The organism is Amycolatopsis lexingtonensis (genome assembly GCF_014873755.1).
Lineage (GTDB): Bacteria > Actinomycetota > Actinomycetes > Mycobacteriales > Pseudonocardiaceae > Amycolatopsis > Amycolatopsis lexingtonensis.
Genome location: NZ_JADBEG010000001.1, coordinates 8,058,215 through 8,075,342 on the forward strand (window position 1 = coordinate 8,058,215; position 17,128 = coordinate 8,075,342).

Here is a 17,128-nt window from a genome sequence, read left to right on the forward strand (position 1 = left end):
TAAACCGGCGGTTCCTTCCCGGTGTGGTGGCGGTGGTTTCGATGCATCCACTCACCGCGAAGGAAGTTTTCATGCGAGGGATTTCTCGATTCGGTACCGCCGTGGGAATCGCGGAGGCGCCGGCGCGACCGCCGTGTCCGCCACGGGGAACCTGGCCTGGTCCTTGTCCCTGAAGACCGTCACCCTGACCAACGTCAAGCTCTTCGTCAACGGCGGCGAGTCCGGCCACCTGCTGATCTTCGGCAATCAGGATTCGTCCGTGGTGACTGTGCCCGGCGGCCGACAGGACCTATTCGATCGGCACCGTCAGCCAGACCGCCGGGGTCGCGGGTGGGATCCAGGACATCGAAGCCTTCGCGATCGACGACAGCCACGACGTCACCGGGTACGCCGACTGCTACCAGGTCTCGTCCGCCTGCTTGACCGGGCAGTTCTGATCCCGGCATCCGCCGAACGGCCGCTACCCGTCCTCCCGGAACCGGCATAGAGTCCCGCCAGGTCTTTCTGGGGGTTCTTGGGGGAAATCATGGCCGTGTCACGTCCGCTCGCGCTCGTCGTCGCCCTGGTGGCGGCGCTCGTCCCGGGCGTCATCGGGGTGAGCGGGGCCGCTGCGGCCGTCACGTCGCCCGCCTCCAGCTTCACCGCCGTGCAGCCGACGCGGTTCCTCGACACCGTTCGCGGGGTCGGGGTTCCCGTCGGGCCGGTGGGGGCGAAGACCACCGTGACCGGCAGCGCGGCCTCGGTCGCGCCCGCCAACACCACCGCCGTGGTCGTCAACCTCTGGGCCGAGAGCCCGACCGCCGACTCCGCCATCACCGCCTTCACGCACGGGCAGGCGCGGCCCTCCTTGCCCAGCCTGCGGGTGCAGGCCGGGAAGCGGCGGTCCAACCAGGTCACCGTGCAGGTCGGGGCCGATCGGACCGTCGACTTCTACAACGAGGCCGGGTCCGTCCACCTCATCGCCAGCATCGTCGGCTACTACACGACCGACGCGGGCTCGCGGTACACGCCGGTCAGCCCCTCGCGGCTGCTGATCGACTGGCTCGGGAACGGCACCACGACCAAGCTGAGCCTGGCCCACGAGGTGCCCGCGACCGCCACCGCCGTGACGTTCGCCCTGACGCTGACCAACCCGTCCGCGGCCACCTACGCCACGGTGTTCCCGCACAACACGCCGCGGCCGACCATGGCCAACGTCGCCGCCTACCCCGGTGGGCAGGGGACGAACCTGGTCACCGTGAAGATCGGCGCGGACCGGTCGATCGACTTCTACAACCTGGCCGGCCAGGTCGAGTCGTACGCCGACCTCGTCGGCTTCTACGCCACCGACTACGGCGCCTACTTCACCCCGGTCGCCCCGGAGCGGGTGCTGGACAGCCGCACCGGGCTCGGAACCTGGGACGGCGCGCCCCGGAAGATCGGCGCGAACAGCGACATCGCGTACCGGCTGCAGCCGTCGATCCCCTCGAACGCACTCGCCGTCGCCCTGAACGTGACCGGCTACTCGGCCACCGCGACCACCGCCGTCACGGCGTGGGACCTGCCGTCGAGCAGCCAGCCCGACCCCGGCCTGTCCCTCGCGCCGGGGCAGACCATCTCGGTGGCGGCCGCGCCCGTCGTGTCCCAAGTCGGGCCGGCGGTCAGCGCCTCCTACGACACGGACCGGGCGGTCTACGTCCACAACCGAGCCGGCACGGTCGACGTGACGGCCGACCTCTACGGCTACTTCACCCTGCCGCTCGCCGACTGCTTCAACCAGTGCGTCTCGACGTGGAGCAGCTACTCCTGGCAGCAGGGCACCGGGTACATCGGGACGCCGAAGACGATGGCCGGGCTGAGCGACGTCGTCGCCATCGCCGGCGACATCTCGCACGGGTACGCGCTGCGCATCGACGGCACCGTCCGGGCCTGGGGCCACAACTGGACCGGTGAACTGGGCAACGGCTGGTTCAGCGGCGCCTCGCGCGCGCCGGTCCCGGTCGTCGGGCTCACCTCGGTCACGGCGATCGCGGCCGGCGACGCCGAAGGGTTCGCCCGGCGCTCCGACGGCACCGTGTGGCAGTGGGGGCAGACCGTCGACGCGCCCGTGCAGGTCGCCGGCCTCACCGGGGTCACCGCCATCGCCGCCGCGCGAGACACCGCGTACGCGCTGAAGTCCGACGGCACCGTCTGGGCCTGGGGCAGCAACACCCGCGGCGAGCTGGGCAACGGCTCCACCGCGGCGAGCTCCGCCACGCCGGTGCGCGTCTCCGGCCTGACCGGCGTCCAGGCGATCAGCAGCGGCGACGGCTACAGCGCCTACGCCGTCAAGACCGACGGCACGGTCTGGGCGTGGGGCGACAACACCCACAACGAGCTCGGCACCGGCGTCGCGTGCACGGCCTCGAGCTGCCTGTCCCGCACCCCGGTGCCGGTGAGCGGCCTGACCGGGGTCACCGCCGTGACCGGCAACGGGTCGGCCGCGTACGCGCTGAAGTCCGACGGCACCGTCGTCGCGTGGGGCGCCAACGACCGCGGCCGGCTCGGCACCGGCGTGAGCTGCGAATCGACGGACACCGGGCCGAACTGCACGTCGGCGGTGCCGGTCCCGGTGCGCGACCTCACCGGTGCCAAGGCGATCGGGACCTTCAACGGCGGTGCGTACGCCGTCAAGACCGACGGCACCGTCTGGGGCTGGGGCGACAACCACGAGCTCGAGCTCGGGCAAGGGGTCACGGCGTACCCGTGGTGGGCCACGGTTCCGGTCCAGGTGCCCGGGCTCAGCCGGGTGAAGGCCATCGCCAGCGGCCTGGCTCTGGGAGAGTGACTCGATGACTTCGACGCACACCCTGGAAACGCCGGAAGCCGCCATCGTCTACGACGTCCACGGCCCGGCGGCCGCCGGACGGCCGCTGCTCCTGGTCGGGCAGCCCATGGCCGCCGACGGCTTCGGCACGCTGGCCTCGCACTTCCCCGACCGGACCGTGGTCACCTACGACCCGCGCGGGATCGGGCGCAGCGTCCGCAAGGACGGCCGCGTGGACCACGTGCCCGACGTCCAGGCCGGCGACCTCCACGCCGTGATCCAGGCGCTCGGCGGTGGTCCGGTCGACGTGTTCGGCAGCAGCGGGGGTGCGGTCGCCGCGCTCGCGCTCGTCACGGCGCACCCGGAAGACGTCGTCACACTCGTCGCCCACGAACCGCCGCTGACCGGGTTGCTGCCCGACGCGGCCGCGGCCGAGCGCGCCGGGGAGCTGATGCGGGAGGCCTACCAGGCCAACGGTTTCGGTGCCGGGATGGCGGCCTTCATGGTGCTGGCGTCGTGGAAGGGCGAGTTCACCGACGACTACTTCGCGCTCCCGCCGGCGGACCCCGCCCAGTTCGGCATGCCTGCCGAAGACGACGGCCGCCGCGACGACCCGCTGCTGTCCGAGCGCTCCCTGGCGGTCACGACCTACCGGCCGGACTTCGCCGCGCTGACGGCGGCCCCGACGCGGATCGTCATCGGCGTCGGCGAGGAGTCCATCGAGGAGATGACCGGCCGCGCCGCCCTCGCCACGGCCGCGGCGCTGGGGCAGGAAGCGACCGTCTTCCCCAGTCACCACGGCGGTTTCCTGGGCGGGGAGCACGGTTACGCCGGGAAGCCGGAGGCTTTCGCCGCGAAGCTGCGCGAGGTGCTGGCGGGCTAGGCCCCGAGGTGTTCGACCAGCTTCGCGAGCTGATCGGCGTACTGCCGCACGAATTCCGGGGACGCCGGGTCCGTCCCGGTCAGTCCCTCGGCCACGTGCGGCAGCGTCACCGGGGCCATCGCGGCCGACATCAGCAGCACCGTGAGGCAGGCCGGGTCGATCCACTCCGGCAGGCGGCCCGCTTCCTTCAGCTCCGCGATCCGCGCCACCGTCGGAGTCAGGCGCTGGGTCCGGGGGCCGTGGTCGGGGTCGGACTCGGCGCCTTCGTATTCCAGCCCGGACCACGCCACCAGCCGCATGCCGTCGCGGCCCGTCGTGGCCTCGAGCGCGAGCCGCCGGACCTGTTCCGACAGTGGCATGTCCGGCGAGACCAGCTCGCCCTGCCGCTGCGTCCACTGCTCCGACAGCGCCCGGTAGAGGCCTTCCTTGCCGTCGAAGTAGTACGAGATCAGCTGCTGGTTCACCCCGGCCCGCGCCGCGATCGCCGCGATCCGCGCGCCCGCGTAGCCCTTCGCCGCGAATTCCGCACCCGCCGCCTCGAGGATCAGGCGCCGGGTGCGTTCCGGATCCCGTTGCCGCTCTTGGGGCTTCGGCGATCGGCGGGGCTTCGAGGCGGTCACGCCCCGACTATACGTCAGCCGGCTGCTTGACTCTGTTCACCAGAAGGATGAGGGAGAGCACCAGCACAGCCGCGCTGACCACGAGCGCGCCCGCCGTCGCCGGGCCCGACCCGCCGTCGAGCCGGGCGAAGAACACCGTGCCGGACAAGGCGATCCCGGTCGCCGTGCCGAGCTGGACGGTCGTGTTGACGACGCCGGACGCCGCACCCGCGCGCTCGGGCGGGACTTCCGCCATCGCCGCGGCGAACAGCGCGTTCAGCACCGCGCCCATCCCCAGCCCGACCGCGATCACCGGGGCCAGCAGTTCCCAGCCGCGCAACGCGGGATCGCCGACCAGGAAAGCGATCGCCACCAGCCCGGCGAGCAGGACGCCGACGGCGCCCGCGGTGAACGCCCGGCCGAAGCGGGGCGCGAGGCGCATGGCGAGGACGTTGCCCGCGACGATGCCGAGCGTCGACGGCGCGAACGTCAACGCCGCTTCCCACGGCGTGAACCCGAGTCCCAGCTGCAGGTGCAGGGTCAGGACGAAGAACACGCCGGTCGCCGTGGTGACGCAGAACAGCACCGCCTGCCCGCCGGCGAGGTGCCGCAGCAGGTCCGGCGGGACCAGGGGTTCGCCGCCGCGGCGGAACTGGAACCGCTGGTGCAGCGCGAAAACCCCGAAGAGCGGGACGGCCGCCACCAGCAGTGCGACCGTCCACATCGGCCAGCCCAGCTCGCGGCCCTGCACCAGGGGGTAGAAGACGGCGGCCGACGCGGCGGTCAGCAGCGCGAGCCCCACCGGGTCCATGCGGTGCCGGAGGAATCCCGGCCGGTCGGCCATGGTGGCCAGCGCGCCGAGCAGCGCGAGCACGCCGATGGGGACGTTCACCAGGAAGATCGCCCGCCAGCCGGTGCCGAACAGGTCCGCCTCGGTCAGCGCGCCACCCAGCAGCGGCCCGGCGAGCCCGCCGACCGGGAACGCGGCCGCGTACCAGCTCATCGCCTTCGGCCGCTCGCGCTCGTCGAATTCCGCGTGGATGAACGACAACACCTGCGGCACCATCAGGCCGGAGCCGACGCCCTGCACAACGCGCGCGGCGATCAGCACACCGACGTGCCCGGCGAGGCCGGCGGCCAGCGACGCGCCGGTGAACACGAGCATGCCCGCCACGAACAGCTTCTTCGTCCCGTGCCGGTCGCCGAGGCGGCCGCCGGTGATCAGCGTGAGCGCGAAGCCCAGCGCGTAACCGGCCGAAACCCACTGCAGGGCGGACTCGCCGGTGCCGAGCTCGCGCCGGATCGTCGGCAGGGCCACCGCCACGATCTGGTTGTCGATCATGTCCACCAGAACGGCGAGCACGGCGACCGCCAGCGCCCACCACCTGAGTGCGTGCTTTTCCACTTCGTCCCCCATTCGTCTCGGTCGCACCCATAGTCATTCAGACAGTCGACTGTGTCAACCATCTGTTTGATTAGCTGCGTCGGCTCGGACAGCGTGACCGAAGTGACGGCTTCGGGACGGCGGTGCGCGGCACCGGCGTCTTGAATGACTCATTCAGGTCTTGGGAGGTCAGGGCTCCGGCAAAGTCGCGCGGCTCGGCCACTTCGCCGCCGGTGACCGGCCCGCCTGACGTCTTGAATGAGTCATTCAGGTCTTCGGAGGTCCTGAATGACTCATTCAAGACGTTGGCGGAGCGCTGCGGATCCGCACCGGCTCGACTTTGCCGGGACGCTGTCTTCGGAGGTCTTGAATGAGTCATTCAAGACGCCCGGGTCGCTGCGTAGGGTGGCCACTGCCGGGCCGCCGGAACACCGTTCCCCTCACGACCGGCCGCACCCGTGGTGAAGCGGCTGATCGGGCGGGTGCGTGCCATGATCGGGCATGGCCACCCTTCGCGACGCCCGCGAGCCGGAGCTCAACAGCGGGATCCTGCCCGGGAACGTGCGTGCCGACGACTGGATCATGCTCATCCTCGCCGCCGGGTCGGTCGGGTTGCTGGGGTTCATGGTGCTCAGCCCGCCGGCGCGGGACGTCGGGCTGGTGATCTTCTACGTCGACTGCGCGATCTGCGGGGTGTTCTTCCTCGAGTTCCTGTGGCGGTGGCGGAAACGCCGGTGGGCCAAGAAGTTCCTGGTGCGCAACTGGTACGAGCTGTTCGCGATGATCCCGGTCGCGCACCCCGCGATGGTCGCGCACAAGTTCGTCAGCGTCGTGCTGCTGCTGGTCCGGATCGGGCGGGCCGCGGACCGGGCCGTCGGGGAGCAGTTCACCTACCGGCTCGTCGACAAGCTGTCCGAGCCGATCGTGAAGGCCATCAAGCAGCCGGTGACCATCGCCGTGCTCGACGAGGTCGTCAAGGTGCTGGAAACCGGGAACTACCCGGAAAACCTCGCCAAGTCGCTCGACGCCAACAAGGACGAACTGCGCACGATCATCGCCGAGAAGATCGCCGAGGACCCGCAGCTCGGGAAGCTGAAGCGGCTCCCGTTCCACGACGAGATCGTGCGGACCGTCGTGGACACGTCGTTCCGCGTGCTGCTCGAGGTCCTCGTCGACCCGCGGATCGACGACTTCTTCTCCGCCGTCGTGCGCGACAACCGCGAGCAGATCCGGCTGGCCGTGCAGCTCGGCCTGCACGACACCGACGACGAGGACAAGGAAAAGTCCCTGCCCGTGCGCACCCAGCACGCGGCCGCGCTCGAGTACGACCGCCTGCACCCGAAGTCACGGCCGTAGCTTCACGTACTCCCCGAGCCGGGCGGCGGCGTCGAGCATGGCCAGGCCCCGCCGCGTGAGCCGTTCCCGCCAGCCCGCCAGCGCGCGGGCCAGCGATTCGGTGCCGCCCGCGGTGCGGACCTGCTCGACGACCGTCGCGATGTGCGCCAGCGGGTAGCCGCCACGGCGCAGGAGGTGGGCCAGCTCGGCGTCGCGGACGTCGGTGGCCCGGAAGACCCGGTACCCGGTCGCCCGGTTCCGCTCCGGGACGAGGATCCCGGCGCGCTCCCACGCCCGCACGGTTGCCGCGGTGACGTCGAGCCGGTGCGCCAGCTCGCCGATCGACCACTCGTCCCCGGCGGGTGTCGGGGCGGGCTCGCTCGTCAGGTCGCCGATCGCCGTGCGTACCGCGTTGAGGGTTTCGCGGTCGCGGGCCAGTTGCGCGTGGCCGCGGTCGACGAGGGTCAGCGCGCGGTCGAGGTCGTCGTCGTTGACGGCGGTCATGATCCCGCCGGCCGTCGCGTGCCCGTACGCCGCGACCAGAGCGAGGAACGCACGCAAGGCTGTCGCGTGCAGCTCGGTGTAGACCCGGTAGCCGCTTTCCGTGCGTGACGCGGGCGGCAGGAAGCCGTCGCGCTCGTAGTTGCGGACCGCCTGGGTGGACAGGCCGTGCTCACGGGCCAGGTCGGCAGGTCTCAATCGGCTGTTCAAGGATACGATTCAACCACATGGACGTCACGGACTTCACGGCCGAACTGCTCGCGTTCGGCGAGCCGACCCACTTCGAACCGGCCTTCGCGCGGATCCGCAACGAGCTCTTCGCGCGGCTGACCGCGTGCGGCTTCCGCTCGATCGCGCTGGAGACCGACCGCGTCGCCGCGCTCGACGGCGGGTTCTCGCACGGCTTCGGCGAGGTGGCCGCCAACCGGCAGCTGCTCGACTGGCTTCGCGAGTACAACGAGACCGCCGAAGAGCCGCTTGCCTTCCACGGCTTCGACGCCCCGACCGAGACGTTCAGCGCGCCCAGCCCGCGCGGCTACCTCGAGCACGTCCGCGACTACCTGGGACTCGACGTCGACATCGCGGCCCTGGCCGGCGACGACGAGCGGTGGAGCCGCGCCGAAGCGATCCTCGACCCGGCCGCTTCACCGGGTGCGTCACCCGAGGCCCGCGAGCTGCGCGTCATCGCGGACGACCTCCTCACGGCCCTCGACGCCCGCACCGAGACCGCCGGCTGGGAGCGCGCGCGGATCCACGCCACCGCCGGGCTCGACCTGCTGCGCTACCACGCGGCGTCGGCCCTGCCCGGCGACCGGGACACGAGGATCGCGCGGCTCGCGGGCGCCCGCGCGGTGATCATGGCCCGGAACCTCCTGGACATCCACGCTTCGGCGCCCGGCCGGACCCTGGTGTTCGCGCACAACGGCCACCTGGGATCCGGCGCCGGCGCGATCGTCGCGTCGCGGCTCGGCGACCGGTACGCCTTCATCGCCGGCAGCCTCGGCCACAGCGAGGCCCTCGGCCTCGGCGAGCCGGCCGCGGAGACCTATGAAGGCCGGCTGCAACGCGGAACGAAGACTTGGCGGCTGACCGCCGAGATCCCGGCCGGGCGCACCCGGGACGACGCCGACCGGCGGTACGCACCGCTGACCAGGGAGCTGCTCGAGCGGGCCGACGCGGTGCTGCACGTCGCCTGAACGCACGGCGGCCCCCGCACCCGGGCCGGGGTGCGGGGGCCGCCGATCACCCGTGCTTACGGGTAGCTGACCACGTTGACCGGCACCGTGCCCGAAGGCGTGACGCCGCCGGCGTCGTTGATGACGTGCGTGATCGTGCCGCGGTAGTTGAGCGAAACCGTCAGCAGGCTGTGGAACTTCACGCCGCTGGTGTTCGGCACCTCGAACGCGTGGTAGCTGGACACCGCCGGGTTCGTGTCGAAGAAGCAGTAACTCCCGAGACCCCAGGCCTCGTGGGAAGTCACGTTCGCCCCGACCTTGTACGCGGCGTACCCGGCGACGCCCGAAGGCGCGTTCCACGACGCCTGGTTCGGGACGTCGTAGGGCATTTCGTTCTGGAAGAAGATGGTCCGGCCGCCCTGGCCGTTCCAGATCACCTGGTATTTCTGGTAGTGCTCGACGAACAGGCCGGTGGCCAGCACGTTCGCGCCGTTCACCACGAGCCCGGTGTCGGCGGTGTTCGTGGTCCAGCCGTACGTGCCCGCGTTGCCGTGGTCGGCCCGCCACGCCCAGATGTGGTCGATGATCGTGTCGGCGCTGTTGACGATCAGGCTGTTCGTCGCCTTGCCGGCGATCGCGCCGCCGATCCGGAAGAAGACGTCCTGGATCGTCGTCGGGTTCGCCGCGTGGCTCGCGGACGACCCGGACTGCCCGACGGTCAGCAGGGCCTGCGAGTTCGTGGTGCCCGCGTCGAAGAGCAGGCCCTTGAGCCGCACGCCGTCCACATCGGACACCTGCATCGCGTTGACGCCGTTGTCCGGCACCAGTGTCGGGTAGCCGATGCCGAGGATCGTCGTGTTCGCCTTGGTCACGTTGAGCGTCTGGTTGAGGTGGTAGACGCCCGGCGTGAAGAACAGGTTGCAGCCCGCGGCGAGCGCGTTGTTGATCGACGAGGCCGTGTCGCCGGACTTGACGACGTAGAACTGGCTCATCGGCGCCGACGTGCCCGGCGTGCTGCCGTTGGCCCAGCTCGGGCCGGAAGCGTTGGTGCGCAGGGAAGGAAGGAACACGCGGTACTTGCCAGTGCCGTCGATGTAGAGGTAGGGCACGTCGCGCGAGACCGGCGTCGTGGCCAGCGTGGTCTCCGGCGGGTTCGGGAACGTGTTCGCCGGCGCGCCGCTGGTGCCGGAGAAGACCATGTTCCAGACACCACCGTTCCAGCTGCCGAGCTGGGAGTCGCGGGTGTACCACTGCTGCTGCGACACCGATGCGGCCTGGCCGGCCACCTTCGTGTCGGCGATGTAGCCGCCGCTGGCGTAGCCGTAGCTCGCCGGGTACAGCTGCAGCCCGCCGCGGACGTCCATCCGGCGGAACGGCGCGGCCTGCGCGACCGCCCACCGCTCGTTGCCGCCGGAGGGGTTGACCGCCATGTTCTCCGCCGAGCGCCAGAAGTTCTGCAGCGCGACGCCGTTGTCGGAGGCGTTGAAGGCGTCCACGGTGACGTCACCGTTGATCAGCACGTCCCCGGGGTTCTGGCCGAGGCCGGCCACCGAGGTGTAGAAGCCGACGTTGTCGTGCACGTCGTTGTACGTGCCCGGCTTGAACAGGTGGGCGACGCGCCGGTCGGCCATCTGCGCGGTCAGCGTGTCCTTCTGGTTGTTGAAGTCGGTGTCGAGCTGCGCCTGGATCGTCGCTGCGGACATGCCCGGGTCGAAGATCCGCACGTTGGACCCGAAGTTGGGGGTGTCGGACTGCGTGGGGCAGCCGGCTTGGGTGCCGATCGTGTAGGTCGCGCTCGACACGGGCGAGTTCGCCGAGCCGGACTTGAGCGCGATCGCGTTGACCGTGCGGGAGTTCGGCACGCTGATCGGTCCGCTGTAGAGCGTCGAGGACGCGGTCGGCGTCGAACCGTCCACTGTGTACCGGATGGTCGCGCCGGAGGTGGCGCTGGTGATCGTCACCGTCTGGGCGGCGGAGTACGTGCCACCGGGCGGGCTGAACGTCGGCGCCGCGACCGTCGTCGTGCCGCCGCCGACGGTGTAGGAGAAGTGCGGGGTGTCGTACTGCGGCCCGCTCTTCTCGTAGGTGAACCAGTAGTCCAGCGTGTTCCCGGTGCTCAGGCCGCCGACGGTGGTCCGCCAGGTGCCGGAGCCGTTGACCATCCGCACGTTCTGCTGGCCGAGGCCGGGCACGCCGGTGTAGTGGACGTCCACGTACAGCGCGGGGGTCGTCGGGGTGAAGTTGAGCTGCACCTGCGTCGAGCTGAGCTGGCTGACGCTCTGCGTGTAGTCGTCCGCGGCGAGGGCGGCGGGGGCGCTCAGCCCGGCCGCCACCAGCAGTGCGGATGCGACGAGCGCGAGCCTCGGGCCGCGTCGTCGTAGCTTGTCCAGGGTCCGGGTCACGCCGTGACACCTCCGCCGTTGGGGATCCACGAGCATTCGTTGTGAGTCACAACAAATTAGCTCCCGGTTACCGGTACTTCGATCACTTTTCGGTAACACTTGTCTGGACCAATACGCGAACGGGTGAAGCGGTTCGTGGCTCTTCGTCTGATTGGCGCCGCGGTGGGCGAATGACTGAACCGAGAAACATGCTTCTGCCGGGTGACCTCGAACGAGTGACATGCGACGATCCCGTGCCACCTCGTCCCCTACCGAGGAGTAGGCCATGTCGCCCCCACGGCTGTTCCGGTCCCTCGTCGTCCTCTCCCTCATCGCCGCCCCGCTGACCGTGGCCACCTCGACGGCCGAAGCCGCCCCGATGCAAAGCGGCGGCGTCGTCAGCTTCGGTTGTGCCACGTCGGGCAAGCTGCACTGCCTCGGCAAGTCGATCCGGTCCCCGAAGGGCTCCGGCCCGCTGCTCACCTCGACCCCGGTCGGCTACGGCCCGGCCGAGATCCAAGCCGCGTACAACCTCGGCGGGTTGCACGCGAACGGCAAGACAGTGGCCATTGTGGACGCTCAGGACGCGCCGACGGCGGAAGCCGACCTGGCCAAGTTCCGTTCCGCCCGGGGGCTTTCCCCGTGCACCACGGCCAACGGCTGCTTCAAGAAGGTCAACCAGAACGGCGCGGCGAGCCCGCTGCCCGCGCCCGACTACGGCTGGGCGATGGAGATCAGCCTCGACCTCGACGCGGTGTCGGCGACCTGTCCGGACTGCAAGATCCTGCTCGTGGAGGCCAACTCCCCGGACACGGACCCGCTGATGACCGCGGTCGACACGGCCGCGGCGACCCCGGGCGTGGTGGCGATCTCCAACAGCTACGGCGGCACCGAGGACTCGACGATCCTCGCCGCGGACGCCCACCTGAACCACCCGGGCATCGCGGTCACGGCGTCCTCGGGCGACTCCGGCTACGGCGTCAGCTGGCCGGCCTCGTCGCCGTACGTCACCGCGGTGGGCGGCACGACGCTCAAGAAGTCCACGACCGCCGCGCGCGGCTGGACCGAGACGACGTGGAAGGGCAGCGGCAGCGGGTGTTCCGCGCTGGAGGCGAAACCGGCGTGGCAGCACGACACCGGCTGCGCCAAGCGGACGGTCGCGGACGTCTCGGCGGTGGCGGACCCGGCCACCGGGCTCGGCGTCTACGACACGTACAACAGCTGCGGCAGCTCGTCGTTCTGCGACCTGCTGCTGTCGCTGGGCCTCGCCCAGGGCGCGGACGGCTGGATCCAGGTCGGCGGGACGAGCTTGTCGTCGCCGGTGATCGCGAGCGTGTACGCGCTGGCGGGCAACTCGGTGACGTCGGGGTCCTATCCGTACGCGCACACCGACGGGCTGTACGACGTGACGTCGGGCTCGAACGGCAGCTGCGGTGGGACGTACCTCTGCACCGCGGGTGCGGGGTACGACGGGCCGACCGGGCTGGGCACGCCGCACGGGACGTCGGGGTTCTGATCGGGGGTGGCCCCGGCGCGCTCGCCGGGGCCACCGTCGCGCGGTGGCCGGTGCACTGTCCACATGCCACGGACGGGTGACCTTTGCTTGCGGGCTCCCGGTGCGGGGTAAGGATGTCTGCATGCTGGACACCGAGCTGCTGTCGCGGACGCCCTCGAGGGCGCTCGACGTCGTCACCCCGCTCGGGGACGTGCGCTTCGCCGTCCGCGTCGGTGGGTGGGACGTGCCGGCGAGACCGGAACTGACCTGGGGCCTGGACTCCGGCACCCGGCTGTGCCGCTGGCGGCACCGGTCCGTGCGGCTCGACGTGCTCTCCGGCGCCACCGCGCCCGAGCAGCCCGGCGTCACCCGGGAAACCGTCATCTTCCGCGTGCTGGCACGGGAAGCCCTCAGCGAGTTCGTCGTCCAGGCCGAGCTCGCCGATCCGCCGCCGGACGTCCGTGGCGGGGACGGCGCCTTCACCGCCGCGACCGCCGACGCCGTGGTGAGCGTCGGCGGTCCCGGTGCCGAAATGCTGCTGCACTGCTCGCGCACCGGGCAGCACGTGCCGCCCTACTGGTCGGGGCGGCTGGACGACGCCGTCGCACTCGACGGTGCGCGGCTCACCTGGCAGCTGCCCGGTGTCGAGCGCGGGGACTACGCCGAACTGTGGGTCTCCGTCGCCTGGAGCGGGCCGGGCAGGGACCCCGGCCGCGCCGTCGACGTCGATCCGGTCCGGGTGCTACGTGAGCTGACCCAGTGAAATCCGGTCCAGATCCGGAGCCCCGGCGCCGTCGTTGCCGATCCGGATCGTGTTGGCGCCCGCGGTCAGCATCACCGGGACCGAAGTGGTGTACGGGGTGCTGTTCCCCGCGCCGCTGACCCTCACCTCCACCGGCGCGCCTCCGTTCACCGACACGAAGTACGACCGGTCGCCGTTGACCGTGAAGTCCAGGAACAGCCGGTACTGCCCGGCCGACGGCACCACCACGTCCGGGAAGGTCACCGCCGCGCCCGCGCCGCCCCCGATGTTGCGGACCTTCTGCCCGCCCGAGCACAGCGAGCAGTTCGTGACGCCGGCGTCGCCGATGTCGTTGGCCGAATCCTCCGCCTCGCGCATGAACACCCGGTCCGCCGGCCGCGGCTTGACCAGCACCGGCTTGCTCACCGACTTGGCGCGGCCGAGCGTCCGGAACGACGCCGTCACCGGGATGGTCGCGTCCTGGGCCGCGGGTGCGGTCACCGTCCACGATCCACTGAGGACCTGACCGAGCCGCAGGTTCGCCGCCGTCACCGGAGCACCTTCGACGGTCCAGCCCGCCGGCGCGACCGGCGCCAGCGTCACGTCGTCGATCGGGTCGTCGACGTCGAGGCGTAGCGACGCGGTGATCGTCATCGACCGCGGGCCCGGCGAAACCCATTGCATGCCCGCGGGTTCGACCGTCAGCGTCGTCTTCGGCGTGTACGACTCAGGCGGCAGCGGGGCCACCGCGATGCGATCGAGGCCCGTCGTTCCGGAGACCTCGACCGTGTTGGGCCCGGCGGTGAACGGCACGGCGATGGCCGCCGGGGCGTTGACCGTGACGGGTGCCGCGCCGTTCACGCTCACCGAAAGCGTGCCCGGCCCCGTCGTGTCCAGCTGCAGGCGTGAGGGACCCGACGCCTGGACGTTCCGGAAGACGACGGCGCCGCGGTCGAGGCCGGTGACGGCGGAAGTGCCCGAGCACGCCTCGCACCACACCGGGGACGCCTTGCCCTCGAAGCCGTTGCGCCACGATTCCGCCTCCAGCGGCGCCTCGCCGCGCGGGTCCGGGTAGCCGTAGGCGACGTCGACCTCGTCGAGTGCGAGCTGGTGGAAGTACGGCTTGGCCTGCGGGCCGGACCACGTGTTCAGCACTTCGAGCTTGAGGTAGCGCGCGTGCACCTCGCCGACGTCGACGAACTGCACACCGCGGGTGCTGGGCAGGGCGCCGGTCCGGACCGGGGCACCCCAGTGCGTCCCGTCGTCGCTCGCGTAGACGCGATAGTCCTTGATCCGCGCGGAATCCTCGGCCCGCCCGAACGATTCCCGCGCGTACGTCGGCGACGACTCGCGCTCGTGCACCGCCAGGTAGGCCGTCGACCGCTTGCGGCCGAGGTCCAGCGTCACGGACACCGGGAGCTGACCGCCGGCGTCCCAGTAGTTCAGGTAGCTGCCGTCGACGAGGTTCGCCGCCGAAGCCGCGTTGGCGGACGCGGTCGCCTTGATCGTGCTCTTGTCGTAGAAGTACTGCTGCCCCGCGGTGTCCACTTTGAACACGGTGTCGTAGATGTCCCAGTCCTTGATGTCCAGAATGGACAGATAGCCGCCGGACTGGGCGAACCGCATCGGCTTCCCGGTGCGCAGGTCCGACACGCCGGTGACGCGGTAACCGTTGTCCCGCAGGCGGACGAGGTTCGTCGACGGCCGCGTGACGACGTGCACGTACTGCGTGCCGCCCCTGATGGTGAGCACGCCGTGGGCGCCGTCGTTCCAGAAGCCGGGCTGCATGCCGCCGTACATGTACCCGCCGCCTTCGGTGCCCTGCAACGACTCCTTGATCGGCTGTGTCCACGACGCCATGAAGTCGTTGAACGCCTCCTGCTGCGGCGGGAACTTTCCGTTCAGCATGGCGGTTTCGGCCATCAGCGACTTGATCGACGAACCCGCGTTCGTGATGTACCGGCCGGTGGAGAGCCGGAAGTCGACGGCCTGGTCGCCGCCGCTGTACCACCAGTCGCCGTTGGTCGGCAGCTTGTAGTCGGCTTCGGTGAGCCGCGGCATCGGCGTGTAGACCGCCTGCGGGTAGTCGTACGACGGCGTCATCCCGGTCTTCTGCTCGTTGCTGACCGTGTCCATGATCGGCGTGTCCTCGTTGTTGTTGCTCAGCAACCAGGATGGCCGCTTCTCGCGGACGCGCTCGTAGAGCCCGTGCTGCTCCCAGTACTCGTTGTCGTTGTCGATCCAGAACCCGGCGAGGCCGTCGTAGCGGTCCATGACCTCGTCGAAGAGGTCGTAGCCGAATTCGCCGAACCCGGCGCGGGTGGTCAGGTCGACCGGCTTGCCCTTGTACGCCGAGTAAGCGGCCGAATCGAGCGACTCGTGGCCGGTTTCGTTGTGCCACTGCGGATCGTCGGTCATGTACAGCAGCACGCGGACACCCTTGGCCTGGCCCGCGGCGATCAGTTCGCCGAGGAAGTCGCGCTCGGTCGAGCAGCTGCCCGGGATCTTCGACGGCCACGGCCGCGCGTAACCCAGCCGGCTGTGGAACGTGGCGAGCACGACGTAGGACGCGCCCAGCTTCTTCGCCTCGTCGATCCAGTAGCCCGGCGTCCAGCCGCCGGCGGTGACGTCGTGCTCCCAGGCGGCGCAGTCGGTGTGCCGCGGCGCGGTGAACATGCCCCAGTGCAGGAACAACCCGGCGGTCGAGGCGCGCAGCCAGTCCTGGCGCGGGTGCCGCAGTTCGGCGTTCGCCGGGGTGATCAGGGTCGCCAGCAGCACGATGACCGCGGCGAGGCAGGCTCGGACTCTCATGGCCGCTCCTTCGTCGGAGAGGTCCGATGATTGCCAGGTGATATATCGTACGTCAAGGGTAGATGTCGCTGAGCGGGATCGAATCATCAGACGTGTCACATCTTCGCGGCGCGGTACGTCAAGGTGGTGACGCATGCGAAAGGACCACCCGTGAACGACGACTTCCTGGCCGAGAGCTTCGAGAGCCACCGCGACCACCTGCGGGCCGTCGCCTACCGGATGCTGGGCTCGCTGAGCGAGGCCGAAGACGCCGTCCAGGAGTCCTGGCTGCGGCTGAGCCGGAGCGACAGCGCCGCCGTCGAGAACCTGGGCGGCTGGCTGACGACGGTCGTCGGCCGGGTCTGCCTCGACATGCTGCGGTCGCGCAAGGCGCGGCGCGAGGAGCCGTGGGACGCGCTGGTGCCGGACCCGATCATCAGCCGCGAGGACGACGGCCCCGAGCACGAGGTGCTGATGGCGGATTCGGTCGGGCTGGCGCTGCTGGTCGTGCTGGACACGCTCACGCCGGGCGAGCGGCTGGCGTTCGTGCTGCGGGACATGTTCGCGATGCCGTTCGAGGAGATCGCCCCGATCGTCGGCCGCTCCGAAGCGGCGACCAGGCAGCTCGCGAGCCGCGCCCGCCGACGGGTGCAGGGCGCGCCGGTCGCGCCGGACCCGGACCTGGCCCGCCAGCGCGAAGTGGTCGACGCCTTCCTGGCCGCGGCCCGCGGTGGCGACTTCGAAGCACTGGTCTCGGTCCTGGACCCCGACGTGGTGCTGCGCGCCGACCGCGGCGCGGCCCACGGCGGCTCGGACGAGGTCCGCGGCGCGGCGGCGGTGGCGAACCAGGCCCTGACGTTCTCCCGCCTCGGCGCGGGCGGCGGCGTGGTCCACCGGGCCCTGGTCAACGGCGCGGCCGGCGTGGTGGCGACCCGCGACGGGCGGCCGTTCTCGGTGCTCGGCTTCACGGTGGCGGGCGGGCGGATCGTGGAGATCGACATCCTGGCGGACCCCGACCGCCTCGACCGCTTGGACCTGGCGGTGCTCGACTGACACGG

12 protein-coding genes are annotated in these 17,128 nt (G+C 70.8%); 7 read left to right on the forward strand and 5 right to left on the reverse strand.

Annotation, left to right across the window (positions count from 1 at the left end; translation table 11 throughout):
• Positions 1 to 526 precede the first annotated feature (526 nt).
• Both H4696_RS37405 and H4696_RS37410 read left to right on the forward strand, forming a co-directional pair.
• Positions 527 to 2,806, forward strand: coding sequence for an RCC1 domain-containing protein (locus H4696_RS37405; protein WP_086858680.1), 2,280 nt, complete (start codon positions 527 to 529; stop codon positions 2,804 to 2,806).
• Positions 2,807 to 2,810: 4 nt separating this feature from the next.
• A complete protein-coding gene (locus tag H4696_RS37410) occupies positions 2,811 to 3,668 on the forward strand; it encodes an alpha/beta fold hydrolase (protein ID WP_086858679.1) in 858 nt (285 codons plus the stop codon).
• On the opposite strand, the gene H4696_RS37415 is transcribed toward H4696_RS37410, so the two are convergent.
• Both H4696_RS37415 and H4696_RS37420 read right to left on the reverse strand, forming a co-directional pair.
• Positions 3,665 to 4,288 (reverse strand): TetR/AcrR family transcriptional regulator, encoded by a 624-nt coding sequence (locus H4696_RS37415; RefSeq protein WP_086858678.1) that lies wholly within the window; start codon positions 4,286 to 4,288, stop codon positions 3,665 to 3,667. The genes H4696_RS37410 and H4696_RS37415 overlap by 4 nt on opposite strands.
• A gap of 7 nt (positions 4,289 to 4,295) precedes the next feature.
• A complete protein-coding gene (locus H4696_RS37420) occupies positions 4,296 to 5,672 on the reverse strand; it encodes an MFS transporter (RefSeq protein WP_158104294.1) in 1,377 nt (458 codons plus the stop codon).
• A 480-nt stretch (positions 5,673 to 6,152) separates the two neighbouring features.
• Here H4696_RS37420 and H4696_RS37425 point away from each other — a divergent pair, with 480 nt between their 5' ends.
• Complete coding sequence (locus H4696_RS37425) at positions 6,153 to 7,007, forward strand: ion transporter (protein WP_086858676.1); 855 nt, start codon at positions 6,153 to 6,155, stop codon at positions 7,005 to 7,007.
• Here H4696_RS37425 and H4696_RS37430 read toward each other — a convergent pair.
• Positions 6,996 to 7,685: a TioE family transcriptional regulator gene (locus H4696_RS37430; RefSeq protein WP_192782746.1), complete on the reverse strand. Its 690-nt coding sequence runs from the start codon at positions 7,683 to 7,685 to the stop codon at positions 6,996 to 6,998. The genes H4696_RS37425 and H4696_RS37430 overlap by 12 nt on opposite strands.
• A gap of 29 nt (positions 7,686 to 7,714) precedes the next feature.
• Here H4696_RS37430 and H4696_RS37435 point away from each other — a divergent pair, with 29 nt between their 5' ends.
• The gene (locus H4696_RS37435) at positions 7,715 to 8,683 is read left to right on the forward strand and encodes an erythromycin esterase family protein (RefSeq protein WP_086858674.1); all 969 of its coding nucleotides are present in this window, start codon (positions 7,715 to 7,717) and stop codon (positions 8,681 to 8,683) included.
• Between the two features lie 56 nt (positions 8,684 to 8,739).
• On the opposite strand, the gene H4696_RS37440 is transcribed toward H4696_RS37435, so the two are convergent.
• On the reverse strand, positions 8,740 to 11,064 hold the full coding sequence (locus H4696_RS37440; RefSeq protein ID WP_086858673.1) for a chitobiase/beta-hexosaminidase C-terminal domain-containing protein: 2,325 nt from the start codon (positions 11,062 to 11,064) through the stop codon (positions 8,740 to 8,742).
• A gap of 265 nt (positions 11,065 to 11,329) precedes the next feature.
• On the opposite strand from H4696_RS37440, the gene H4696_RS37445 reads away from it, so the two are divergent.
• Positions 11,330 to 12,559 carry a S53 family peptidase gene (locus H4696_RS37445; RefSeq protein ID WP_086858672.1) on the forward strand — a complete coding sequence of 410 codons (1,230 nt, stop codon included), beginning with the start codon at positions 11,330 to 11,332 and terminating at the stop codon, positions 12,557 to 12,559.
• Between the two features lie 121 nt (positions 12,560 to 12,680).
• Complete coding sequence (locus H4696_RS37450) at positions 12,681 to 13,301, forward strand: hypothetical protein (protein WP_086858671.1); 621 nt, start codon at positions 12,681 to 12,683, stop codon at positions 13,299 to 13,301.
• Here the strand turns inward: H4696_RS37450 and H4696_RS37455 are convergent.
• Positions 13,281 to 16,091, reverse strand: coding sequence for an alpha-L-fucosidase (locus H4696_RS37455; protein WP_086858670.1), 2,811 nt, complete (start codon positions 16,089 to 16,091; stop codon positions 13,281 to 13,283). The two genes, H4696_RS37450 and H4696_RS37455, sit on opposite strands and share 21 nt — an antisense overlap.
• 150 nt (positions 16,092 to 16,241) lie before the next feature.
• Between H4696_RS37455 and sigJ the strand changes: the two genes are divergently transcribed.
• Positions 16,242 to 17,123: an RNA polymerase sigma factor SigJ gene (gene sigJ, locus H4696_RS37460; RefSeq protein WP_086858669.1), complete on the forward strand. Its 882-nt coding sequence runs from the start codon at positions 16,242 to 16,244 to the stop codon at positions 17,121 to 17,123.
• Positions 17,124 to 17,128 lie beyond the last annotated feature (5 nt).

What these genes read in the sequence shown, in the direction of transcription:
- H4696_RS37405 (WP_086858680.1), top strand. Translation starts at nt 527, where the DNA reads ATGGCCGTGTCACGTCCGCTCGCGCTCGTCGTCGCCCTGGTGGCGGCG.
- H4696_RS37410 (WP_086858679.1), top strand. Translation starts at nt 2,811, where the DNA reads ATGACTTCGACGCACACCCTGGAAACGCCGGAAGCCGCCATCGTCTAC.
- H4696_RS37425 (WP_086858676.1), top strand. Translation starts at nt 6,153, where the DNA reads ATGGCCACCCTTCGCGACGCCCGCGAGCCGGAGCTCAACAGCGGGATC.
- H4696_RS37435 (WP_086858674.1), top strand. Translation starts at nt 7,715, where the DNA reads ATGGACGTCACGGACTTCACGGCCGAACTGCTCGCGTTCGGCGAGCCG.
- H4696_RS37445 (WP_086858672.1), top strand. Translation starts at nt 11,330, where the DNA reads ATGTCGCCCCCACGGCTGTTCCGGTCCCTCGTCGTCCTCTCCCTCATC.
- H4696_RS37450 (WP_086858671.1), top strand. Translation starts at nt 12,681, where the DNA reads ATGCTGGACACCGAGCTGCTGTCGCGGACGCCCTCGAGGGCGCTCGAC.
- H4696_RS37455 (WP_086858670.1), bottom strand. Translation starts at nt 16,091, where the DNA reads ATGAGAGTCCGAGCCTGCCTCGCCGCGGTCATCGTGCTGCTGGCGACC.